Raw genomic sequence first — 23,017 nt, 5'->3', positions numbered from 1 at the left:
GCGGGCGAATCTCGGCCCGCTCGCTGCGCTCCCTGCGCCGGCGCATCTCGGCCCGCTCGCTGCGCTCCCGGCGAATCCCGCTCCGGCAGATCGTCTCCCGCACTATGACGCCCCAACGCCGTCCCCCCTCGTCAGTTCAGCCGAAAACCTCGCGGAACGTCGACAATGACTTCCGCAGATCCCCCGACACCGCCATGGCCGCCGCCTTACCGGCCGGACCGATCAACGGCAGTCCGCCGAGATCGACCGTGAATGTGACCGTCGAACCGGCATCGGTCGGGGCGATGCCGAGATCGAGCTTCGCCTTCACACCGCCCTTGCCGTTGCCCTTCAACCGGACCTGCTCGAACGGCTCGTACTTCTCGATCAGCCAGTCGAACCGGACCCGCGTGCCCTTCACCTTGACGACCGACGTCAGCTTCACGCCTTCGCCCAGCTCAGCGGGGTCCGGCAGGTCCGATCGCCAACCGTCGTGCAGCACGAGCCACTCGGAGAACCGCGACAGATCCGACGCGGCCGCCCAGGTATCCTCGACGGACAAGTCCACGTCGATGGAGTCACTCGTCTTGGCCATGGTCAGTGAGCCTAGCGTCAGCGCCAATGCCCGAGCCCTCCTGGGCACACTTCTCATCGGCCACGGCGTCGTGGCACGCATCACCGAGGTCGAGGCATACGGGGGTCGAGACGATCCCGCCTCGCACGGATACCGCCGCACGCCGCGGTCGGAGATCATGTACGGGCCGCCCGGACGCCTCTACGTCTACCGCATCCATGGCCACTTCTGCGCCAACGTGGTCACCGGGCCTTCCGAGCAGGGCGCCGCGGTCCTGGTCCGCGCCGGCGAGGTCGTCGACGGCCTGGCTGTGGCCCGCCGACGACGACCCAACGTGACCGACGACACCGCGCTCGCCCGCGGGCCGGGCAACCTGACCCGGGCGCTCGGGATCACCATGGCCGACCTCGACAGCGACCTCGACGACGGCATACCGGTCTGCCTGGACGATTCCCGCGACCCGGCACCCGCCGATGTCGCCGTCGGGCCGCGGGTCGGGGTTCGCCTGGCCGCCGACGTGGCCTGGCGGATGTGGATCGCCTCGGACCCGACGGTGTCCGCCTACCGGCGCCACCCGCGGGCGGACGCGAGTCGCCCTACCGAGTCGAGATCTACTGGGGCGGGTTCTGGCGAGGCTGATCCTGCGGCGGAGTCGGGTCCTGCGGAGTGGGGTTCTGTGCAGCCGGGTTCTGGGGCGTCTGGCCGGGCTGTGGCGCGCCCTGGTTTTCGGCGCCGACGGCCTTCCTGACCGCGTCCTGAGCCTTGTCCACGTGCCCGGTGTACTTGCCCTTGGTTGCCTTGTCGATCGCCGCGCCGCCCTTTTCGATGAGGTGCGGATTGCCCCGGAGCGCGGTCTTTGCCTTGTCCACGAGTCCCTTGAGATCCATGGCCTCGAGTCTAGTGCCGTTTCACGCCACCGGACTCCGCCCGTCGCGAACGGCGAGCAGTCTGGGCGCCACCCGTGAGACGGCCTCCACTGCGGCGATGCCCACCGCGGCGGACGTCAGCGCCACCGTGATCATCTGCAGATTCGACGAGTCGAGTCGGAACAACTCCTGGGTCCACGGCCAGGTGAAGATCACGACGTAGGCACCGACCGACGCGCCGAGCAGAACGGCCTTCCACCAGGTGAACGGCCGCGCCACCACAGCGAGAACGTACAGCGCGACCGCGAGCAACGTGACCAGCGCTGCGGTCGCCGCCTGGGTCTGCGCCGGGCTGAAGTCGATCGTCTCCTTGGCACCGACCGTCATCTCGGTACCGCCCGGATTGACGATGATGTAGGTGACGAACGTCGCAAGGCCGACGATGATCCCGTTCGGGACGGCCTGCGCGAGCACCCGCCGCACGAAACCCGTCCGCGCGCGTTCGGTGTTGGGCGCCAACGACAGCACGAATGCCGGCACCCCGATGGTGAACCACGCCGAAATCGTGACGTGGATCGGCTGGAACGGATAACTGATCGACCCCAGTCCGAACAGTTCGCCGCACACACCCGCGACGCCCACGAACAGGGCGAGCAGGACCGCATACACGGTCTTGGTGAGGAAGAGGTTGGCGACCCGTTCGATGTTGCCGATCACCCGGCGACCCTCGGCGACCACATACGGCAGGGTGGCGAACCTGTTGTCCAGCAACACGATCTGTGCCACCGATCGGGCTGCCGGACTCCCGGATCCCATCGCCACCCCGATGTCGGCGTCCTTCAGCGCCAGTACGTCGTTGACCCCGTCACCGGTCATCGCGACCGTGTCGCCGGCCGACTGCAGGGCGTGGACCATCGCCCGTTTCTGATCGGGACGAACGCGGCCGAACGTCACCCCCTCCTCGACGACGCCGGCGAGTGCGGCGGCGTCGGTCGGCAACGATCGCGCGTCCACGGACGTCTCGGGGCTGCCGAGCCCGAGCGAGGCGGCCACCGCACCCACCGACGCGGCGTTGTCGCCCGAGATGATCTTGACGTCGACCCCTTGATCGGCGAAGTAGGCGAGCGTCTCGCCGGCGTCGGGCCGCACCCGCTGTTCGAGAACCACCAACGCCACCGGAACCACGACGCCCGGCGCGACCCGGCCCGCGGGCGGCTCGGTGTCCACGGCGACGTCGGTGTGCGCGAGCAGCAGCACCCGTAGACCTCGGGCCCCGAGTTCCTCGGCGGCCGAGGCCGGTCGGCTCGCCGGATCGAGGAGCACATCGGGCGCCCCGATCAGCCAGTTCCCCATGTCGCGTCCCGTCGCCGCATCGCGGAACGACATGCCGCTCCACTTCTTCGCCGACGTGAACGGCTCGACCGCGGTCATCGTCCACTCCGGCGCCGCCGGATAGGCCTCGGCCAGCGCCTGGATACTCGCGTTGGGACGCGGATCGTGCGTCGCGATCGCCGCCAACACCCGGTCTGCCCCACCGGCCGGACTCGCCGACGATGCCGATTCGGCATCCTCGAGTGCGCGGACCTCCGCCACACGCATCCCGTTCTCGGTGAGGGTGCCGGTCTTGTCCGCGCAGACCACGTTCACCCGGGCGAGTCCCTCGATCGCGGGGAGCTCGTTGACCAGGCACTGCCGTTGGCCGAGCCGGACCACACCGACGGCGAAGGCGATGGAGGTCATCAGCACCAGCCCCTCGGGAACCATCGGAACCAGGGCGGCGACCATGCCGAGCAGCGCGGCACTGAGGTCGGTGTCGCTGATGAACAGCTGGTTCACGATCGTCAGTACGCCGGCCGGGATCAGCAGCCAGGTGATCACCCGCAGGATCTGGTCGATCCCCGACCTCAGCTCCGAGGCGACGAGCGTGAACTTCGACGCCTCGGCGGCGAGCTGTGCTGCGTAGGCGTCCGCACCGACCCGTGTGGCCCGGTACGCGCCGGAACCGGCGGATACGAAGCTTCCCGACAGGATCGCGGAGCCCGGCGTCTTGTCCACCGGGTCGGCCTCCCCGGTCAACAGTGACTCGTCGACGTCGAGCGCGAGCGCCTCCACCACCTCGCCGTCGACCACGATCTGGTCGCCCGGCCCGATCTCGATGATGTCGTCGAGCACCACATCGCCGGGGTCGAGTTCGGCGGACTGCCCATCGCGGCGCACGATCGGCCGGGCCTGACCCACGATGGCCAGCTTGTCCAAGGTCCTCTTGGCGCGGATCTCCTGGACGATCCCGACACTGCTGTTGGCCACGATCAGCAGACCGAACAGGCCGTTGATGAACGACCCCGTGCTCGCGACGATGAGAAACAGCACCCCGAGGATGGCGTTGATGCGGGTGAAGACGTTCGCGCGCACGATGTCGGAGACACTGCGGCCCGACCGGTCCGGGCGGGTGTTGACATGACCGTCGGCGATCCGCGCGGCGACCTGCGCCGATGTGAGTCCTGGGTTCGGTTCGGCGGAGACCTGCGTCACGCCGACGACTCCCACCACAAGGGGTGGGCGAGACCGGGACCGGTCCGGTCGGTGAGGTCGATCATGCCGCCGGGCGGGGGCACCACGACAGCGGTCTCGGTTGCGGCGGCCGCGGGCAGCAGACGTGTGATGGGTTCCGCCCACGGATGCCGGGCCAGATTGAACGTCCCCCAGTGGATCGGGAGCAGTACCGACTCGCGGTCCCGGGTGATCATCTGATGGACCGCGACCGCCTCCTCCGGCGTGACGTGGACGTCGGGCCACACCCGGTCGTAGGCGCCGACCGCCATCAGCGACACGTCCACCGGACCGAGGCGATCGCCGACCTCGGCGAAGTGCTCCGAGAAGCCGGTGTCGCCGGAGAAGAACAGCCGATGTGCGGGACCGGCAACCACCCAGCTAGCCCACAGCGTGAGGTTGCGCGACAACGAACGGCCCGAGAAGTGCCGCGCAGGACAGCAGGTGAAGGTCACGGCACGCCCGTCCGCGCCGTTCACGGTGACCGAGTCCCACCAGTCGGCCGAGTCGATGCGATCCGGCGTGACACCCCACGCCGCGAGATGCGCGCCGACTCCGAGCGGCGCGACGAAACGAGCGGCGGGTTGGGCCACCGCGAGTTCGACCACGGTCGCCAGGTCGAGGTGGTCGTAATGGTCATGGCTGATCAGAACCACGTCCACCGGCGGTAGCTGGGCGACCGTGACCGGCGCCGGATGCATCCGAGCGGGCCCGACGACCTGGGATGGCGAACATCGGCGGCTCAGCACCGGGTCGGTGAGCACCCGCATGCCGTCGATCTCGACGAGAACCGAGGCGTGTCCCAACCATGTGGCCTGCAGGTCAGCGACGGTGTCGCCGAACTCCGGCGTCAACACCGGGACCGGGCGTCGAGGGCGGCCGGGCCGACGAGCCATGTCGACGACGACGCGAAAGTCTGCGTCGACCTGCGACGCACCGTGATCGAGGTTGCCGAAGGCGCCGTCGCGAAGGTTGGGGGATCCGGCGGTGTGCGCGGCGATCTCGGCGGCACCGGCACCCAGGGCACGTGCCGTCGACACCCCGCGCCGTGCGAGGGTCGTCGTCGCCGATTCCGTCGCCGACCGGCCGGCCGAAGTGAGCGTCGACGCCGCTCGACGCGCGAGGCCGCCGCGGCTGGAGTCGATCGACGAGGTCACGGTCCAAGACTAATGCCGGTAGCCGCATACGAGCGCGCAGATCCGTTCACCGGGCCACGTGTCGGCGACCCTACGGACACTGTCCCCATTCGTGGGGCCATCTGCCCCCTCGCGACAGGACCGCACTGTTATCCTTCTGCGAACATGTTCACCGCGTGTGTGCAGGTCGCACGCGCTCAGGGGGGTAGTCCGCGTTGGCACGAATGTCTGTGGAACAGCGCCGGACAGCGCTGATCGAGGCCGCGTATCGGGTGATCGCCGATCACGGCGTCGAAGGTGCCACCACCCGCCGGATCTGTGCCCACGCGAACATGCCCCTCGCGAGCTTCCACTACGCCTTCGACAGCCGGACGGCGCTGCTGTGTGCCGTGATGGAGACAGCCGTCCCGTCCGACATCAGCCGGATGCTGGAGACGATCCTGCCGATGGCGGCCGACTCCGATGCCCGCGGCTCAGAAGCCATGCGCAAGAACATCCGCGCGCATTTCGACGCCTTCTACACCTTGCTCAAGGCCGACCCGGGCCGGATGCAGGCGACGATCTCCCTGGGGATCTACGCGCACAACCACTCGGAACTGCAGGCCGTCGGCAAACAGATGTACGAGCAGCTCTACGAGGTGGCCGGGATCGGTCTGGAGATCGCCGCCGAGCGTGCCGGCGTGCGCTGGACCGAACCCGTGGCCAACCTCAGTCCGGTGATCATCGCGACCACCAACACGATCACCCTCACCTACCTGAGCACCTCGGATGACACGGCGATCGCGAAGATCATCGAGCTCGTCGTGACCGCGCTGAGCGCCTACGTCGTCGAGGCCTGAGGCGGCTGCGGGGGCAGGACGTGCTCACCGGTCTTGTCGCATGAGAGCGCCAGCGAACTGATGTACTGCTTCTCGCCGTTCGGTCCGGGTACCGCGGACGCGATCATGTCCGGCCGCTCGAACTCGATGCCGGTCACACAGCACATCAGCTTCACGTCGGTCGGGTTCCCGTCCTCGTCGTACATCGGGATGTCGATGCCGTCGTCGGTTCGCCGCAGGTAGTAACGGCCCTGCGTGGCGAGGGCGATGATCGGCGGGATGACCAGCGCCAGGCCCAGCGCCACGAGCGGCGAGTACGGCTGGATCGTGTCGCCGAAGACGTGGAAGTACACCATGATCGACACCGTCCCGGCGACGATCACCGAGACGAAACCGACCGGATTGAAGTTGAAGAGCATGCCTCGGCGGAACTCGGGCTGCTTCGGGGAGATCTTGAGCAGGTACTTGTTGATCGCGATGTCGGAGGCGACGGTCACGATCCAGGCGATCGCCAGGTTCGCGTAGAAGTTCAGCAGTTCGTTGAGGAAGCTGAACATGTTGGCCTCCATCAGCACGATGGCGATGGTGACGTTGAAGACCAGGAACACCAGGCGGCCCGGATAGGTCTTGGTGACGCGGGTGAAGCTGTTGGTCCAGGCCAACGACCCGGAGTACGCGTTGGTGACGTTGATCTTCACCTGGCTGATCACGACGAGGATAACCGCCAGGGTCATCGCCAGCCAGTGCGGCATGAACTCCTCGTAGACCGCGAGGAACTGATGCACCGGCTCGTTGGCGACGCCGGCCTGCTCGGCGAAGTTCATGATGAGGTAGACGGCCAGGAACAGACCCACGACCTGCTTGATGGCGCCGAAGATGACCCACCCCGGCCCCGCGGTCAGCACAGCGGTCCACCACTTGCGGTTGTTGTCCGCCGTTTTCGGCGGCATGAACCGCAGATAGTCGATCTGCTCGGCGATCTGCGCGATCAGGGACAGACACACACCGGCGGCCAGCATCGTGCCCGCGAACGAGACCCCGTGTCCGCCCTGCCCATCGGTGCCACCGCTGAAGGCGAGGAAGTCGCCGATGGCGTCCGGGTGCTGGAAGACCAGGTAGAACAGCGGGAACACCATCATGACCAGCCACAGCGGGGTCGTCCACACCTGCAGCTTCGCCAGGGTGTTCATCCCGTAGATCACCAGCGGGATGATCAGCACCGACGACATCAGGTAGCCCAGCCAGAGTGGGATGTTCAGCCCGAGCAGCAGACCCTGGGCCATGATCGACCCCTCGAGCGCGAAGAAGATGAAGGTGAACGACGCGAAGATCACGTTCGTCAGAACCGAACCGTAGTAGCCGAATCCGCTGCCGCGGGTGATCAGGTCCAGGTCGATGTTGAACCGTGCCGCGTAGTAGGACAGCGGGAAGCCGGTGAGCATGATGACGACGGCGAAGAAGAGGATGCCCCAGAGAGCGTTGCCGGTGCCGTTCGCGATGCCGATGTTGGCGCCGATCGCGAAGTCGGCCAGGTAGGCGATGCCGCCCAGCGCGGAGATGGCCACCACGCCCGGACCCCACTTGCGGTAGCTGCGCGGGGCGAAGCGCAACGTGTAGTCCTCGAGCGTCTCCCGCGCCGCGGCCGCCTGTGCACCGGTCGCGACGATGCCGTGTTCCGCGTTCTCGACCTCACCGATGTCCTCGGCGAACTCTGATTCTCTCGACATCTCTCTCCCTCAACGGACGTCGGGTGCGCACGAGGTGGCGCACGCCCTCGGGAGAACGTACGGACGCGTGGTTTCGATCATTTGATCGAAATGTTTCGCTCGTGAAAACCGCACTGTCAGCGGCCAATTGAGCTACGAAAGATGTCCGCTTTGCCCGATCGGCCGCGCACCTGTCGTTGGCCGGGTAGTTTCTCGCTGGTCGAGTAGTCGAGACCCGCACCTCTCGCTGGTCGAGTAGTCGACGAGCCGCACCTCTCGCTGGTCGAGTAGTCCGAGGCGCTAGCCGAGGACGTATCGAGACCCGCGCTACCGACCGCGGAATCTCGGCGCCCGTTTCTCGGCGCGCGCCGCCCGCCCCTCGGCGAGGTCGTCACTCTGCCACGCCCGCATCATCGCCGCACGGTGTGTCGACGGGGTCTGCGCACGCGCCCCGTCGTCGTTGAGCACCATCTTGTAGTGCTGCAGGGTCAGCGGTGCCAGTTCGGCGATCGTCGCCGCCCAGTGCTGTGCGTCGGCGAGGTCCCCGATGCGGTTGGCGAACCCGAGCGCGTGGGCCCGGTCGGCGGACAACGGTTCGCATCCGATGAACATGCCGCGGGCCTGCCCTGCGCCGACCAACGACACCAGCCGCCGGATGGTCCAGTCGTCGACGGCGACGCCGATCTTCGCCGCCGGGATGCCGGCGATCGCGTCGGGTGCCATGACCCGCAGATCGGCAGCCATCGCGAGCTGGAGGCCCGCCCCGATCGCGGACCCGTTCAGTGCCGCGATCACCGGGACCGGAGTCTCCTCCACCTGTTGCAGGGTGGCGACCAGTCGATCGAGGAATCCCGGGTCGTACACCGGTCCCGAGAGGTCCGCCCCGGCGCAGAACACCGGTCCCCGACCCGTGAGCACGATGGCCCGGGCACCCGCGTCCACCGCTGAGCCGAACGCGTCCGACAACCCGGCGACCATCTCCTCGTCGAGGGCGTTTCGCTTGTCGACCCGATCGAGCTCGACGGTCAGCACCGGCCCTGATTGCGACGTGTGGATCATGGCCGCAGCCTACCCACGCGGGCACCGGACCGAGTCCGACGACATCGCACCGGCCGGTGACACACTGGAGGCCGTGGCGAACCCCGACCGATCGACTGATGTCCTGGTGATCGGCGGCGGTCAGGCCGGCCTGTCCGCCGCGTACTTCCTGCACCGGTTCGGCCTCGGTGAGCGCTATCAGCTTCTCGACCACGCGCCCGGCCCCGGTGGCGCGTGGCAGTTCCGCTGGCCGACACTGACACTCGCGGCCGCGAACGGGGTCCATGATCTCCCCGGTTACGGCATTTCGGAGGCACTGGGCCGCGACAGCGACACCGTCCCCGCCGCGACCGCGGTGCCCGAATACTTCGGTTCCTACGAACGTCGGTACGGCCTACGGATTCGCCGGCCGTTCGGTGTCCGCCGGGTCGATCACGGCCCGGGCGGCTTCGTCGCGACCCTGGGCGACGGAACCACGATCGACACACGCACCATCATCAACGCGACCGGCACGTGGGAGCGCCCGTTCATCCCCCACGTCCCCGGTATCGCCGACTTCGGCGGACGCCAGCTCCACACGCACGATTACGTGGGCCCCGAGCAATTCGCCGACCAGCGGGTACTCGTGGTCGGTGCCGGTATCTCGGCGGTGCAGTTGCTGATCGAGATCGCCCGTGACTCCCCGGGCGTGCAGACGTTCTGGTGCTCGCGCAGCGAGCCCGCGTTCGATCCGACCCCGTTCGACCCGGAGAAGGGTCGTCGCGCGGTCGCCCGGGTCGAGGAGCGGGTCCGGGCGGGGCTGCCGCCGACCTCGGTCGTGTCGGTGACCGGTCTGCCGCTCACCCCGGCGATCAGTGAAGCGCAGGCGGACGGCATCCTGCGCTGGCGGCCGATGTTCACCCGCATCACCGAGACCGGGGTGTGCTGGGACTGCGGACTCGGCAACGGCAGTGGATTCGACGGCGAGGACGATCACCTCGACGTCGACGTCATCTTCTGGAACACCGGGTTCCGCAGCGCCCTCGATCACCTGGCGCCGCTGCGGCTGCGTTCGGCGGGCGGCGGCATCACGATGACCGGCCGGCTGGCGACGACCGTGGCCGCCGACCCACGCATCCAGCTGGTGGGATACGGGCCGTCGGCGTCGACGATCGGCGCGAACCGGGGCGGACGCGAGGCCGCCCGCAACGTGGCCGACATCCTCGATCGTCAACGATCCATCATCAACACTTGACAGATTGTTGTGTTTTCCCAACACTTGATTAGGTGAGTCCTGTTCGGCGGGGTGAGAAGCTCCCCATCTACAACCGCATCGGCGTCCTCCGCGCCGAGCGGAAGATGACCCGCGCCGAACTCGCCGAGACGGTCGGGATCAATGTGCAGTCGGTGGGCGCACTCGAACGCGGCGACAACTACCCGAGCCTCGATCTCGCGTTCCGGATCTGCGCGGTGTTCGACCTCCCGGTCGAAGCCGTGTTCAGCCGCACCGAGTTCGGTGCGATGTCCGCGGAGCTGTACCGCAGGCCAGACCTCAGGCCAGAGCCGCAATCCGATCCTGGAGGTGCACGATGAAGGACCCCAATTCGGCCTTCCCCGAAGAGGCCACGCCGCAATTCTGGCGTCGCTACGACCGTTGGCGCGGCGAGCGGCACGTCGAGTTCAACCGCAAGCACGAGCGCTCGCTGCTGCGTTGGCGCAACCGCCGGGGATACCGCGCACTCGTGGTCGCACAGCTCCTCTTCATCTGCATCGGCCTCGTCAGCGCCGGCCTCGCGTACTTCACCAATTGGTTCATCGTCCCGTTCATGACGTCGCTGGTCGGGTCGATCGTCTCCCAGTACCTGCTGCGCATCGTGACCGGTTCGATCGCCGACACCCCGGTATCGGCTCTCGACGAGATACAGGCCGCGCAACGCAATTCGGCACGGTCGATCGGATTCTTCGTGACGTACATGCTGATGTTCATCCCGTACTTCATCCTCATCGGCCTCGGTACCCAGGACCAGGTGAGCGGGGACGCCGTGTACGGCACCGCGATCCTGCTGATCATGCTGATGGTCACCGCCACCATGACTCCCGGTCTGCTGACCTCGTGGTGGATGTCGGACCCCGACCCCGAAGACCTTCCCGCCCCAGACGAACGGAGCACCCGATGAACGACCCCCTCATCATCGATGGGCTGCACAAACGCTACGGCAACCTGATCGCCCTGCAGGACATGACCTTTCAGGTCGCACCAGGAGAGCTGTTCGGCTTCGTCGGCAGCAACGGCGCCGGCAAATCGACGACGATGCGAATCATCCTCGGCGTCCTCGCCGCCGACGCCGGCCGCGTCACCCTCGGCGACCGACCCATCGATCTGCACACCCGCCGCGAGATCGGCTACATGCCCGAGGAACGCGGTCTCTACCCGAAGATGAAGGTCGGTGATCAGCTGGTGTTCCTCGCCAAGCTGCACGGGCTGTCCACGTCCGCCGCGGAGGACAGCATGCGTCACTGGACCGCGCGGCTCGGCATCGACCAGCGCGTCGGCGACGACGTCGCCGACCTCAGCCTGGGAAACCAGCAACGCGTGCAGCTCGCAGCAGCGCTCATCCACGACCCGCGGGTACTCGTCCTCGACGAACCCTTCTCGGGTCTCGATCCCGTCGCCGTCGACGTGATGAGCGACGTGCTCAAAGAGAAAGCGGCCGAGGGAATCCCGGTCATCTTCTCCTCCCACCAACTCGACCTGGTCCAACGCTTGTGCGACCGGGTGGGGATCGTGTCCCGGGGCCAGATGCGGGCGCTGGGCCGCGTGGATGATCTGCGCGCCCGCGACGGCGTCACCCTCGAGGTGGCCGGTCCCGATGCCACCACACGGTGGGCCGACGGCCTCCCGGGGGTGTTGGGCGCCGACTACGACATCGAGCGCCGCACCGCTTCCCTCCGCATCGATCCCGACCAGGTCGACGACCAGACGATCCTGGCGACGGCCCTACGCGCCGGCCCGGTCCACCGGTTCGCCCGCTCGACGCCGTCCCTGACCGAACTGTTCCGAGAGGTGGTCGCATGAAAAGCCCCGAAACCGGTGCCGCGCGCTCGATCTGGCTCGTCGCCGAACGCGAGATCGTGACCCGCGCCAAGACCAAGTCGTTCGTGATCAGTACCGCGCTGCTGATGGTGGTGATCGTCGCCGGTGCCATCGTCCTGAACCTGCTGACCGGCGACGACGAGCCCGAGCGGGTCGGTGTCGTCGGCCAGGACGCGGTCCTCGCGCAGACCATCGAAGAAGTCGGCACGGCCACCGGCTTGTCCGTCGACGTGACCGAGGTGGCGTCACCCGAGGAGGCGAGAACCCAGGTGTCCGACGGTGACCTGTCGCTCGCACTCGTGCCCGGCACCGGACCGGACGCCTTCGTGTTGATCAGTGAGAACAGCCCGGATCCGGCGCTGGACGGTGTGGTCCGTTCGGCGGTGGATCAGGTGTCCCTCAACCGCGCACTCGAGGCGCAGGGGGTGTCGGCCGCCGCGCTGCCCCGCGCCACCGTCACCGTCGAACAGACCTCACCGGACCGGCCCGACGAGGGGCAGCGCATCGTCATCGCACTCGTCGGCACCATCCTGTTGATCACCGCGATCATGATGGGCGGCTCGATGGTCTCCGTCGGCGTCGTCGAAGAGAAGACGTCGCGCGTCGTCGAGATCCTGCTGGCCACCATCAAGCCACTACATCTGTTGTGGGGCAAGATCATCGGCATCGGTGCGATCGCCTTGGCCCAGGTGCTGCTGCTCGGCGCCACCGCGTTGATCGCCGGGCAGGTCACGGGCCTGCTGACGCTTCCCGGCGCCGCCATCGGCATGTTCGCCGCCGTGATCGCGTGGTTCCTGCTGGGCTTCCTGTTCTTCGCGACGCTGTATGCGGCGACCGGTGCGATCGTGTCCCGGCAGGAGGAACTCAACGCCAGTTCGGCGCCGCTGACGGTGCTCGCGATCGCGGTCATGTACTCCGGCATCTTCGGGATACAGGCGCTCGATTCGACGCTGATCCAGACGCTCTCGTGGATTCCGCCGTTCAGTGCCGCCCTGATGCCGATCCGCATCGCGACGGGCGACACCACCGGGCTGCAGATCGTGGTCACCTTCGCCCTGATGATCGCGGCATGTGCCGCCGCGACCTGGTTCGCGGCGCGCATCTACCAGCGGTCGATCCTGCGGACCGGGTCGCGGGTCAAGTGGTCCGAGGTCTTCTCACTGGCCCGCTAAGCCCGCGACATCGGCGACGGCAACATCGGCGACGTCATCGGCCAGCCCCCATCGCAGTGCGGTGGGGGCGCCGATCCCGACTCCGGTCACGGCGAGATGGAACGCACGCCATCGACCGATCCGACGCGGGATGCCGACTGTGCCGCCGGCGCCGGGGATCAGGCCCATGCCCACCTCCGGCAGCCGGAACGTGGTGGCCGGGTCGACCACCACTCGACCGGCCAACGCGGGCAGCTCGATCCCGGCGCCCACGCAGGTTCCGTGCAGAAAAGCCGTTGTGCGCCCCGCGATCTCGGCCAGACGCGCACCGGCGCCGCCGGCCGTACGGACGAAATGGGCGGTCACCGGGTCGGGTGTGGTGCCGAACTCATCGAGGTCACCGCCCGCGCAGAACACCGGACCGGCGCCGCGTAGTTCCACCGCAGTGATCGAGTCGTCGAGTACGCACACTTCGAGCGCGGCCACCAGCGCGTCCCGCACGGCCGCCCCGAACGCGTTGCGTCGTTCCGGCCGGTTGAGCGTGACGACGACACGGTCGCCGTGACGCTCGACGAGCACCGGGGATGCCGGTGGCGTAGGCGGCAGGGGTCGCGGACCGCGGGCGGTCAGCCACGCCGCGAACTCCTCCCCACCGAGAAGGGTCGAGTACGCCCACGATTCGATGTCGAGGGCCTCCCGGACCGTTGCCCGGGACCCCGCCCGCAGTACCGCCGCCAGCACCGTGGACGCCTGCGGGTTGCGGGAAACATGTTCCGCGAGTTCGTGTGCCGATGTCGCCGGATCGTCCACGCCGACCACGGCGCGGGAGACCGGCTCACAGGCGAGTGGACCGTAGACGACGTCGAACCGCTCCCCGACCACCGACCAGTCCAGGCTGTCCTCATCATCGGGGCCGGCGGTGTCACCGCTGAGATATCCGATTCGGACGTTGCCCGAATGACGTTGGGCCGACCAGTTCAGGCCTTCCCACTCGGGGCCCGCGGTGACCTCGGCGACGAACGGGTCGAGTGGGACGGTCACCGAGTCAGCCTAGCCGTCGATCAGATCTGCCGGAATCGGCGCAGCGCTTCCTCACGCTCGGCCTTGTGATCGACCATCGGCGCCGGGTAATCGTCGGAGCCGTACTCCGGGACCCATCGCCGGACGTAGTCCCCGTCCGGATCGAACCGGTCGGCCTGGGTGTTGGGGTTGAACACCCGGAAGTACGGCGCCGCATCGGTTCCGGTTCCCGCCGCCCATTGCCAGCCGTGCTGATTGGACGCCATGTCTCCGTCGATCAGTTGATCGAGGAACCATTGCGCGCCCCACCACCACGGCAGGTGCAGATCCTTCACCAGGAACGACGCGGTGAGCATCCGAACTCGGTTGTGCATGAAACCGGTTTCGGCGAGTTGACGCATACCGGCGTCGACCAGCGGAAAGCCGGTCCGACCTTCTTTCCAGGCCTCGAAGCGCGCGTAGGCGGCCTTGTCGGTGTCGAGTGCGATGTCGTCGAACTGCCTGTTCCAGTTCCGCCATGCACTATCCGGCCAGTGGTACAACACGTCGGCATAGAAGTCGCGGAAGGCGAGCTCCCGCAGATAGGCCTGTGCGCCTTTCGATCTGCCGAGATCGGCGGCCATGGTCCGGGGATGGATGTTGCCGTACTTCAGGTAGGCCGACATCCGGCTGGTCACATCGAGGTCCGGCCGATCACGATCGCTGTCGTAGCCGGCGAGATCGTCGTCGACGAACGCCTGCCAGCGCTTCCGAGCAGCTCGCTCGCCTGCCGGCAGTGGCGATTTCACCGGTGCCGCAGGAACTTTGATGCGGCCGGAGCGCTTGATGTCGCTCGGGTCCATCAGCCCGGCCGGCTCGACCGACGACGTGGCCGGTTTCCGCCAGCCATGTTCGCGCCATTGCTTGAAGTACGGCGTGAACACCTTGTACGGGTCGCCGTCGGGCTTGGTCACGCGGCCCGGTGACACCAGGTACGGGGAGCCCACCGCCTCGAGTGGAACGTCGCCGAGCGCCTCGGCGACCGCCGCGTCCCGCCGACGGCCGAACGGCGAGAAATCCCCGCTGATGTGCACCGACGTCGCGTCGACGGCATCCGCCAACCGCGGGATCTCCTCGTCGGGCCGCCCGCGCACCACCAACAGTCGCCCCGAGAGCTGATCATCGAGGTCACGCAGCGAGTCGAACAGGAAACTCAGACGTCGTGGACCCGACGACTTCTCCAGTCGCGGGTCCACGACGAAACAGACCAATACCTCGTCGCCCGCCTCCTGCGCCGCGATGAGCGGCGGGAGATCATGGCAGCGCAGATCGCGCCGGAGCCAGAGCAGCGAGGGCTTCGTGGAGATCGCCTACCCGACGCCCAGCAGGTCGATCACGAACACCAGGGTCTTGCCGGACAGGCGGTGTCCGGCGCCCGCCGGGCCGTAGGCGAGTTGCGGCGGCACGGTCAGCCGGCGGCGGCCGCCGACCTTCATGCCGGGGATACCTTCCTGCCAGCCGGGAATCAGGCGGTCGAGCGGGAAGTTCGCCGACTGTCCGCGATCCCACGAGGAATCGAACTCCTCACCGGAGTCGAACTCGACACCGACGTAGTGGACGTCCACGACGCCACCACGCTGCGCCTCGGCGCCGTCGCCGACGACGAGGTCGGTGATCTGGAGTTCGGACGGCGCGGGGCCCTCCGGGAAATCGACTTCGGGCTTCTCAGCGCTGGTCAACGGGACTCTCCTTTGAGTCGTCGGATCAGAATCTGTCGCGGCCCGCGCAGTCGCGGGCCGCAGGCCCCCCGGACTCGGTCAGCGCTCGCCCATGGCGAGATAGTCGCGTTCGGTGTAGCCGGTGTAGAGCTGACGCGGGCGACCGATCTTGCCGGCCGGGTCCTCGTGCATCTCGCGCCAGTGCGCGATCCAGCCGGGCAGCCGGCCGAGTGCGAACAGGACGGTGAACATCCGGGTCGGGAAGCCCATCGCACGGTAGATGACCCCGGTGTAGAAGTCCACATTCGGGTACAGCTTGCGCTCGATGAAGTAGTCGTCATTGAGGGCGACCTCTTCGAGCCCCTTCGCGATGTCGAGCAGATCATCCTGCACACCAAGGGATTCCAGGATCGAATCCGCAGTCTTCTTGACGATCGCGGCACGCGGATCGTAGTTCTTGTAGACGCGGTGACCGAAGCCCATCAGCTTCACGCCGGCTTCTTTGTTCTTGACCTTGTTCATGAAGGTCTGGGTGTCGCCGCCGGAGAGCCGGATCTCCTCGAGCATCTCGAGCACCGCCTGGTTGGCGCCGCCGTGCAGCGGACCCCACAGTGCGTTGATGCCGCCGGAGATGGACGTGAACAGGTTGGCCTGGGACGAACCGACCAGACGCACGGTCGAGGTCGAACAGTTCTGCTCGTGGTCGGCGTGCAGGATGAACAGCATGTCGAGCGCCTTGGCGACCTCGGGGTTCACCTCATAGGGCTCAGCCGGGAAGCCGAAGGTCATCCGCAGGAAGTTCTCCACCAGGCTCAGCGAGTTGTCCGGGTACAGGAACGGCTGTCCGGCCGACTTCTTGTACGCGTACGCGGCGATGGTGGGCAGTTTTGCGAGCAGCCTGATCGTGGACAGCTCGACCTGCTCCGGGTCTTTCGGATCGAGCGAATCCTGGTAGTAGGCCGAGAGCGCGTTGACCGCACTCGACAGCACCGGCATCGGATGCGCGTTCCGGGGGAACCCGTCGAAGAATCGCTTCAGGTCCTCGTGCAGCAGGGTGTGCCGCCGGATCTTGTCGGTGAACTCGTCGAGCTGCGTCGCGGTCGGCAACTCGCCGTAGATCAGCAGGTAGCTGACCTCGATGAACGTCGACTTCTCGGCAAGCTGGTCGATCGGGATGCCACGGTAACGAAGGATGCCCGCGTCCCCGTCGATGTAGGTGATCGACGATTTCGTCGAGGCCGTGTTGACGAAGCCGCCGTCGAACGTGGTCAGGCCGGTCTCGGCGAGGAATTTGCCGAGCGCCACGGAATCGGACCCTTCAGTGGCCTTCACGATCGGGAGTTCCAGCTGACCACCGGGGTAGGTAAAGGTCGCTGAAGCCGTATCGGACGCCGGGTCAGCTGGGACTGTTTCAGCGGACACACGTACCCCTTTACTCAGGTTTGAGCCATGTACTTCGCAGATCCGGGTAAGGATGCTGTTGGCTATCAACGTAGTCGCTTGCCAGCTCGCTCGCCCACGGAGGGTCCGCGCCTGGCCTCGCGACCGTGATCGCAGCGACGTGACCTGCGAATTCGGCGGCCGAACGCCACTGCGCCGGGCCCAGAGCGGCGATTGCCGCGGGCGAGAGCGCGCCGGTCCGATCCAGATACCGAAGCAGCCCACCGACAACACTGTCACCTGCACCGATGGTGTCGGCGACCTCGGTGGGGCGGGCGGGTACCGAAATGGTGGACCCGGCGGTGCGCACGACGATCCCGTCGGCCCCCGCGGTGGTTATGATCGCGCTCACACCCGCAGCCAGCCAGTCGTCGGGCGTGGATCCGTGCGGGCCCCGCGCCAGCCATGCCGCGTCCTCGTCGGACAGCTTCACGATGTCGACGGCGTCCATCCACGATGCGAATCTCCGGCGGTAGCCGTCTTCGTCGTCGATGACCGCCGCGCGGATGTTCGGGTCGACGATCACCGACCGCCCCTCCGCGTGGCATCGCCGGAGCAGCGACTCATACACGGACGCACCGGGTTCGAGCACCATCGACAGCGTCCCGAAACAGGCCGCGGCGACCGTCTGGGCGAACGGTTCGGGAGCGAGGACCTGCCGGTCGGCGGTTCCCTCGACATAGAACGAGTAGTGGGCGCCACCATCGGCCCCGATGGTGGCGAGTGCCAGCGAGGTGGGTTCGGCGCGGCGTTGCACCAGGCTCGTCCCCACCCCGGCGGCCTGCAGCGCCGCGACGATCGCATCGCCATACGTGTCGGTGGACACGGCCGTACACAGCGACACCGCACTCCCCAGCCGGCCCAGCGTGATCGCGACGTTGAACGGCCCGCCGCCGAGTGCGGGCTGCAGCGGCGGCAGTCGCCCACCACCTGCCGGGGCGCTCGCCGCAGCGACGACGTCCACCAACGCTTCCCCGCAGACCACGATCTCGCGCACCGGCACCTCCTACGTCGCGGGCGACACCCTCGTGCAGCCATCATCGTCGCTGTGCGGCCGGTAGGTTGGCGGTATGCGCGAGTTGCCCGCGGGTCACGATGCGGTCGTGCTCGACTTCGGGGACGAGGATCGGCCGCTCTCCGCGGTCGGGCGCGCGGCGGCAGCGTTGCGCGAGGCGACCGAGTCGGGCGCGCTGTCGGTCGGCGACATCGTGCCCACCGCGCACACCGTCCTCGTCCAGGCCGAGCCCGGAGCCGGCCTCGACATGCTCGGGGTGCATCGAGCGCTGCGCGGTGTGTCCGCCGACGATGCACCGTCGGCCGGCGACACCGCCGAGATCCGCATCCCGGTGGTCTACGACGGCCCGGACCTCCACGAGGTCGCGGAGATCGTGAACACGACGCCCGAGGACGTCATCGAGCTCCACACCGCCACGGTGTGGCAGGTCCAGTTCATGGGGTTCGCCCCGGGGTTCGGTTATCTCGTGCCCCGTGACGGCGGGGACCATCCCTTCGATCAGGTCGGCCGGCGTCCCGAGGCCCGTACGCGGGTGCCGTCCGGCGCCATCGCGATCGCCGCCGGGTACAGCGCCGTCTATCCGCGAACGAGCCCGGGCGGCTGGCAGTTGTTGGGCCACACCTCGATACCGATGTGGGACGAGACGGCCGACCCGCCCGCGCGGCTGGCGCCGGGCTCGATGGTGAGATTCGTGGTCGACGAATGAGCGCATCCGGCAAGAAGATCGTCGTCATCGACACCGGCCCACTGGCCACGGTGCAGGATCTCGGACGCAGTGGCTACGCCCATCTCGGCGTCCCGGTGTCCGGCGGCGCCGATCGCGGCTCGCTGACCCTGGCCAACCGACTCGTCGGCAATCCCGAGTCCGCCGCCGTGATCGAGACGACGATGGGCGGACTACGAATTCGCGCCCACGGCGATCTCCTCGTCGCGGTGACCGGCGCCCGATCCGACGTCCGCATCGACGGTTCCCTGGCTGGCACCGATGCCGCGAGCACGTTGCACGACAACGCGGAACTGTCGATCGGCCTCCCGAGCAACGGGTGCCGCAACTATCTCGCCGTGCGCGGCGGGCTGGATGTCGACGAGGTGCTGGGGTCCCGATCGACCGACACCCTCTCCGGCCTGGGACCCGACCCGCTGCGGGCCGAGGTCGAGCTGCCCGTCGGCACCACGACCGGGGCATGGCCGGCCACACTGACTGCGCCGGTCGGTGGCGATGCACCCGATGTCGTCGAACTCGAGATCACCGACGGACCGCGCCGCGACCATGTGCGGTCCCCCGCGGACCTGACGCGCGGGATCTGGGAGGTCAGCGCCGAGAGTGACCGCGTCGGCGTCCGCGTCGACCGGCCCGCCGGCTGCGATGACCCGCTCGTCACCCACCGGGCCGATGCCGACGAACTGGCGTCGGAGGGAGTGCCGCACGGCGCGATCCAGATCCCCCCGAGCGGCCGCCCCGTCCTGTTCCTCGCCGACCACCCGGTGACCGGCGGATACCCCGTCATCGCGGTGCTCACCTCGTCGGCCGTCGATCACGCCGCGCAGCTGGTCGCCGGAAATCGAGTGCGTTTCGTACCCATCTAGCGACCGGCGTCGTTGACAGTGATCTGAGACGATCTTAGACTTTCGTCTCATGACCGAGGTGATGACGGACGAGCCGACCGAGAGTGCGCCTGCATCCCCGCAGGTCACGCCTCGCGCCGAAGATTATGCACCTTTGGGTCCCGATTCCCTGACGTGGCAGATCTGGGGCACCTGGACCGGCATGTTCCAGGGCTTGTGGGCGGGGTCGATGCAGAACATGCACCCCAAACTGGGCGCGGCGGTCTGGGAGCATTCCGACTTCTTCGGCGAGCGGTGGCAGCGCCTGATGCGGTCGCTGTATCCGATCAGCGGCGTCGTGTTCGATCCGGTCCCGTCCGACGGACCCACCACCGGTCACGAGGTGCGCGACTACCACCGCGACATCAAGGGACAGATGGATGACGGTTCGCGGTACCACGCGCTCGATCCCGACGTCTTCTACTGGGCGCACGCCACCTTCTGGTACGGCAACGTGCGCCTGTGCGAGCGATTCGGCCCCTGGCTCACCGAGGACCAGAAACGCCAACTGTTCGAGGAGTCCAAGGCCTGGTACGCGATGTACGGGGTGTCGATGCGTCCCGTCCCGGACACTTACGAGGATTTTCTCGAGTACTGGGACCACATGTGCCGCAATGTTCTTCGCGACCACCCGGCGGTGCGCGCGGTCCTCGACATCGGGCAGTTGCCACCGCCGCCGTTCCTGCGGTTCATCCCGCACGCGATCTGGTTCCGTTACATGGCCCAGCCCAACCAGCGCTTCTTCACCTGGCTGACCACCGGGTTCTACGACGAGCCGGTCCGGGAGATCCTCGGGCTGCCCTGGTCCGAGCGCGACGAGCGACGGTTCCGCCTGCTGGGCCGTGGCGTCAACCTGGTGATGCACCGCCTGCTGCCGAAACGCTTTCTGCGCCATCCCCGCCCCCGCGACGCCTGGGACCGGGTCGCGGGCCGGGTGGCCGCCGACGCACCGTTGGTACACACCCCCGAACGCAACCTGCCGTCCGGTTCCGAACGGGACAACCCCATGCACTACTGCCCCGTACACGCCGCGCGCCGGGCCACCTATCCGGGCATGATCAGTACCGGCGAAAGCCGATGAGCCTTCCATCGGCCCCGGTCGATGAAACCGTCCCCGCGCCGGCCGAACGATACGCACCGCTCGGCCCGGACTCCGTCACGTGGCGCTACTTCGGCGACTGGCGGGGCATGCTCACCGGGTTGTGGTCCGGTTCGATGCAGAACATGCACCCGAAACTCGGTGCGGCGGTGTGGGATCACTCGGACTTCTTCGGTGAGCGCTGGCAGCGGCTCATGCGGTCGTTGTATCCCATCATCGGCACGGTTTTCGATGGGACCTCGGACACCGGCCGTGAGGTGCGCGACTACCACCGCACTGTGAAGGGCCCGATGCCCGACGGCTCCCGCTACCATGCGCTCGATCCCGACGTCTTCTACTGGGCGCACGCCACCTTCTGGTACGGCAACATCCGCTGCGCCGAACGTTTCGGCCCCCGCATCACCGAGGCGGACAAAGAGGCACTGTTCCAGGAATCGCGCGCCTGGTTCGCCATGTACGGCATCAGCATGCGTCACTGCCCGGACACCTACGAGGACTTCCTCGAATACTGGGACCACATGTGCCGCAATGTTCTTCGGGACCACGCAGCCGTCCGGACGGTCCTCGACATCAGCGAGCTCCCGCCGCCGCCGTTCCTGTCACGGCTACCACGGAGCTGGTGGCGGAAGATCGCGACGCCCGGGCAACGCTTCTTCCTCTGGCTCACCACAGGCCTGTATGACGCCCCGATCCGCGAGATGATGGGCCTGACGTGGACCGACCGCGACGAACAACGTTTCACCCATTTCTGTCGTGCGGTACGCGTGGCGATGGCCCTGGTGCCGCGTCGCTACCGCGCCCATCCTCGAGCCCGCGACGCATGGGACCGTGTTTCCGGTCGGACACCGGCCGACGCACCGTTGGTCCACACACCGACACGCAACCTGCCGCCGGAGACCGAACGCGACAACCCCATGCACTACTGCCCGGTGCATGCCTCGCGCCGGGCGACCCATCCGGGTCGGGTCGGTTGATACGACGCAGATGGTCGCCCGGCGCTCAGCGTTTCGGCCACACTATTGAGTTCTCAAAGAACGAAAGCTGTTGCCGCAGTGGACCAAGCCTTGATATCAGGCAGCTGCCGGAAGTCCGTCGACGTTTAGGTTGCGCCGGTTGTAAGCGGGCCTGGGGGTGCGGGTCGGGTCGATGTCAGCCGGTGGGATCAACCTCGGATGCCGGTCTCTGCCCATCACGACCTCCCAGCCGCGGGCGTGTACCTCGGCGTGGCAAGTCGAGCACAGGAGGCAGCCGTTGTCCAGATCAGTGAGACCACCGTCGACCCAGTGGACGAGGTGGTGGACGTGGCTCCATCCAGCCGGCGCACCACATTTCACGCAGCACTCATCGCGCACGCCGATCGCCCGGCGCTGGTGGTGGGTGAAGAGACGTTTGTCGTGACCCATGTGCAAGGGCACCCGCTCGCCATCGATCACCACCTCGGACACTGTGGTGTCGCAGGCCAGCATTCGGACAGTCGCCTCCGAGACCGGACCGAGCCAGGGTAGAGCCGCCAGGTCGGGCGCATCGGCCGGGATGGTGACCATGACCAAGTGCCGTGGCGCGCCCGTCAGGTGGGTATCCCCGCCCACAGCCGCATCGAGGACCTGATCGAGCGCATCTGCGCGACGACGACCAGCCGAGCGCGGATCGGGTGACCCGTCGGGTTCGGGACGCTTGATCGACAGCGACTGGAGAAGCGCCACGAGCTTCTCCCCCACAACACTGTCCAGACTGCCGCGCACCTCGAGGCGTCCGTCGTCGTCTTGCCGCCAATCAACGACATTGAGCCCCCGATCTTCGGACGCCGGCAGCCCGCCGGTCTCGTCGGCGACCTGGTTGCCCTTGGATCTGGCGTGCGCTGCCACTTCCGCCGGCGTCGCACCCGAGAACACCTGCGCCAACAGATCGACCTCGTGCGCGGTTCGTTCGTCGTCAGGCAACGCAACCGGACTGCGGCGTTGGATGTGCGCCATCCCCTTCGCCACCGAGTCCACATGCTCAGCCGAGATTGCGCCATCGGCAGCGTGTTTCGCGAGTTTCGGCGAAGCATCGAGCGAGCCCGCGATCCGCAGCAGTCGAACAACCACCGAGGGGGCGAGGCCCATCTCGATCAGCAGCTGGCGCGTTGTTCCACCGGACCGCTTGGCCACGCCGAGCCGCTCCATGGCCCGCACATGTGCGGCCAGCTGATGATCGACCACGTTGCGGGCCTTCACCAACGACGCCGTGGCGTCGAAGACCTCTCGACCC

Annotated in this window: 22 protein-coding genes and 1 pseudogene; 11 read left to right on the top strand and 12 right to left on the bottom strand. The window is 67.6% G+C overall.

Annotation, left to right across the window (positions count from 1 at the left end; genetic code table 11):
* Window positions 1-136: 136 nt before the first annotated feature.
* On the bottom strand, window positions 137-574 hold the full coding sequence (locus V1Y59_RS21415) for a type II toxin-antitoxin system Rv0910 family toxin (protein WP_330507058.1): 438 nt from the start codon (window positions 572-574) through the stop codon (window positions 137-139).
* On the opposite strand from V1Y59_RS21415, the pseudogene V1Y59_RS21410 reads away from it, so the two are divergent.
* Window positions 552-1,139: pseudogene (locus V1Y59_RS21410) on the top strand (DNA-3-methyladenine glycosylase); the annotation flags it as partial. The gene V1Y59_RS21415 and the pseudogene V1Y59_RS21410 overlap by 23 nt on opposite strands.
* A gap of 25 nt (window positions 1,140-1,164) precedes the next feature.
* On the opposite strand, the gene V1Y59_RS21405 reads toward V1Y59_RS21410, so the two are convergent.
* Genes V1Y59_RS21405 through V1Y59_RS21395 form a run of 3 tightly spaced genes read right to left on the bottom strand, consistent with a single transcriptional unit; the run spans window position 1,165 to window position 5,126 of the window.
* Entirely contained in the window at window positions 1,165-1,440 is a 276-nt protein-coding gene (locus V1Y59_RS21405) for an antitoxin (RefSeq protein WP_330507057.1), read from the bottom strand.
* 21 nt (window positions 1,441-1,461) lie between these two features.
* Entirely contained in the window at window positions 1,462-3,951 is a 2,490-nt protein-coding gene (locus tag V1Y59_RS21400; RefSeq protein ID WP_330507056.1) for an HAD-IC family P-type ATPase, read from the bottom strand.
* Window positions 3,948-5,126 (bottom strand): MBL fold metallo-hydrolase, encoded by a 1,179-nt coding sequence (locus V1Y59_RS21395; RefSeq protein WP_330507055.1) that lies wholly within the window; start codon window positions 5,124-5,126, stop codon window positions 3,948-3,950. The genes V1Y59_RS21400 and V1Y59_RS21395 overlap by 4 nt, the downstream gene beginning before the upstream one ends.
* Window positions 5,127-5,329: 203 nt before the next feature.
* Here V1Y59_RS21395 and V1Y59_RS21390 point away from each other — a divergent pair, with 203 nt between their 5' ends.
* The gene (locus V1Y59_RS21390; protein ID WP_431309257.1) at window positions 5,330-5,944 is read left to right on the top strand and encodes a TetR/AcrR family transcriptional regulator; all 615 of its coding nucleotides are present in this window, start codon (window positions 5,330-5,332) and stop codon (window positions 5,942-5,944) included.
* Here V1Y59_RS21390 and V1Y59_RS21385 read toward each other — a convergent pair.
* Window positions 5,926-7,650, bottom strand: a complete 1,725-nt coding sequence (locus V1Y59_RS21385) for a purine-cytosine permease family protein (protein WP_330507053.1) — start codon at window positions 7,648-7,650, stop codon at window positions 5,926-5,928. The two genes, V1Y59_RS21390 and V1Y59_RS21385, sit on opposite strands and share 19 nt — an antisense overlap.
* 306 nt (window positions 7,651-7,956) lie before the next feature.
* Window positions 7,957-8,688 (bottom strand): enoyl-CoA hydratase, encoded by a 732-nt coding sequence (locus tag V1Y59_RS21380; protein WP_330507052.1) that lies wholly within the window; start codon window positions 8,686-8,688, stop codon window positions 7,957-7,959.
* Between V1Y59_RS21380 and V1Y59_RS21375 the strand changes: the two genes are divergently transcribed.
* Genes V1Y59_RS21375 through V1Y59_RS21355 form a run of 5 tightly spaced genes read left to right on the top strand, consistent with a single transcriptional unit; the run spans window position 8,687 to window position 12,912 of the window.
* Window positions 8,687-9,901, top strand: coding sequence for an NAD(P)-binding domain-containing protein (locus V1Y59_RS21375; RefSeq protein ID WP_330507051.1), 1,215 nt, complete (start codon window positions 8,687-8,689; stop codon window positions 9,899-9,901). The genes V1Y59_RS21380 and V1Y59_RS21375 overlap by 2 nt on opposite strands.
* 32 nt (window positions 9,902-9,933) lie before the next feature.
* Entirely contained in the window at window positions 9,934-10,239 is a 306-nt protein-coding gene (locus V1Y59_RS21370; RefSeq protein ID WP_330507050.1) for a helix-turn-helix transcriptional regulator, read from the top strand.
* Window positions 10,236-10,823: a hypothetical protein gene (locus tag V1Y59_RS21365; RefSeq protein ID WP_330507049.1), complete on the top strand. Its 588-nt coding sequence runs from the start codon at window positions 10,236-10,238 to the stop codon at window positions 10,821-10,823. Before V1Y59_RS21370 ends, V1Y59_RS21365 begins: the two co-directional genes overlap by 4 nt.
* Entirely contained in the window at window positions 10,820-11,722 is a 903-nt protein-coding gene (locus V1Y59_RS21360) for an ABC transporter ATP-binding protein (RefSeq protein ID WP_330507048.1), read from the top strand. Before V1Y59_RS21365 ends, V1Y59_RS21360 begins: the two co-directional genes overlap by 4 nt.
* Window positions 11,719-12,912 (top strand): ABC transporter permease, encoded by a 1,194-nt coding sequence (locus V1Y59_RS21355; RefSeq protein WP_330507047.1) that lies wholly within the window; start codon window positions 11,719-11,721, stop codon window positions 12,910-12,912. The genes V1Y59_RS21360 and V1Y59_RS21355 overlap by 4 nt, the downstream gene beginning before the upstream one ends.
* On the opposite strand, the gene V1Y59_RS21350 is transcribed toward V1Y59_RS21355, so the two are convergent.
* The 5 genes from V1Y59_RS21350 to V1Y59_RS21330 all read right to left on the bottom strand — a co-directional run bounded on the left by V1Y59_RS21350 (window position 12,898) and on the right by V1Y59_RS21330 (window position 18,045).
* Window positions 12,898-13,932 (bottom strand): enoyl-CoA hydratase/isomerase family protein, encoded by a 1,035-nt coding sequence (locus V1Y59_RS21350; protein WP_330507046.1) that lies wholly within the window; start codon window positions 13,930-13,932, stop codon window positions 12,898-12,900. The two genes, V1Y59_RS21355 and V1Y59_RS21350, sit on opposite strands and share 15 nt — an antisense overlap.
* Window positions 13,933-13,952: 20 nt before the next feature.
* Window positions 13,953-15,239, bottom strand: coding sequence for a cryptochrome/photolyase family protein (locus V1Y59_RS21345; RefSeq protein WP_431309259.1), 1,287 nt, complete (start codon window positions 15,237-15,239; stop codon window positions 13,953-13,955).
* 21 nt (window positions 15,240-15,260) lie between these two features.
* On the bottom strand, window positions 15,261-15,629 hold the full coding sequence (locus V1Y59_RS21340; protein ID WP_330507045.1) for an FKBP-type peptidyl-prolyl cis-trans isomerase: 369 nt from the start codon (window positions 15,627-15,629) through the stop codon (window positions 15,261-15,263).
* A 78-nt stretch (window positions 15,630-15,707) separates the two neighbouring features.
* Window positions 15,708-17,030, bottom strand: a complete 1,323-nt coding sequence (locus V1Y59_RS21335) for a citrate synthase (protein ID WP_330507044.1) — start codon at window positions 17,028-17,030, stop codon at window positions 15,708-15,710.
* Window positions 17,031-17,040: 10 nt separating this feature from the next.
* Window positions 17,041-18,045 carry a carbohydrate kinase family protein gene (locus V1Y59_RS21330; RefSeq protein ID WP_330507043.1) on the bottom strand — a complete coding sequence of 335 codons (1,005 nt, stop codon included), beginning with the start codon at window positions 18,043-18,045 and terminating at the stop codon, window positions 17,041-17,043.
* Between the two features lie 73 nt (window positions 18,046-18,118).
* On the opposite strand from V1Y59_RS21330, the gene V1Y59_RS21325 reads away from it, so the two are divergent.
* The 4 genes from V1Y59_RS21325 (at window position 18,119) to V1Y59_RS21310 (ending at window position 21,741) form a co-directional block, all read left to right on the top strand.
* Window positions 18,119-18,769: a 5-oxoprolinase subunit B family protein gene (locus V1Y59_RS21325; RefSeq protein ID WP_330507042.1), complete on the top strand. Its 651-nt coding sequence runs from the start codon at window positions 18,119-18,121 to the stop codon at window positions 18,767-18,769.
* Window positions 18,766-19,650, top strand: coding sequence for a 5-oxoprolinase subunit C family protein (locus tag V1Y59_RS21320; protein WP_330507041.1), 885 nt, complete (start codon window positions 18,766-18,768; stop codon window positions 19,648-19,650). The genes V1Y59_RS21325 and V1Y59_RS21320 overlap by 4 nt, the downstream gene beginning before the upstream one ends.
* 61 nt (window positions 19,651-19,711) lie before the next feature.
* Window positions 19,712-20,749, top strand: coding sequence for an oxygenase MpaB family protein (locus V1Y59_RS21315; RefSeq protein WP_330507075.1), 1,038 nt, complete (start codon window positions 19,712-19,714; stop codon window positions 20,747-20,749).
* The gene (locus tag V1Y59_RS21310) at window positions 20,746-21,741 is read left to right on the top strand and encodes an oxygenase MpaB family protein (RefSeq protein ID WP_330507040.1); all 996 of its coding nucleotides are present in this window, start codon (window positions 20,746-20,748) and stop codon (window positions 21,739-21,741) included. The genes V1Y59_RS21315 and V1Y59_RS21310 overlap by 4 nt, the downstream gene beginning before the upstream one ends.
* A gap of 96 nt (window positions 21,742-21,837) precedes the next feature.
* On the opposite strand, the gene V1Y59_RS21305 is transcribed toward V1Y59_RS21310, so the two are convergent.
* A complete protein-coding gene (locus tag V1Y59_RS21305; RefSeq protein WP_330507039.1) occupies window positions 21,838-22,968 on the bottom strand; it encodes an HNH endonuclease signature motif containing protein in 1,131 nt (376 codons plus the stop codon).
* Between the last annotated feature and the right edge of the window lie 49 nt (window positions 22,969-23,017).

The sequence above is a fragment of the Gordonia prachuapensis genome, assembly GCF_036350515.1.
Classification (GTDB): domain Bacteria; phylum Actinomycetota; class Actinomycetes; order Mycobacteriales; family Mycobacteriaceae; genus Gordonia; species Gordonia prachuapensis.
This window is presented reverse-complemented; position numbering and strand designations above follow the sequence as displayed.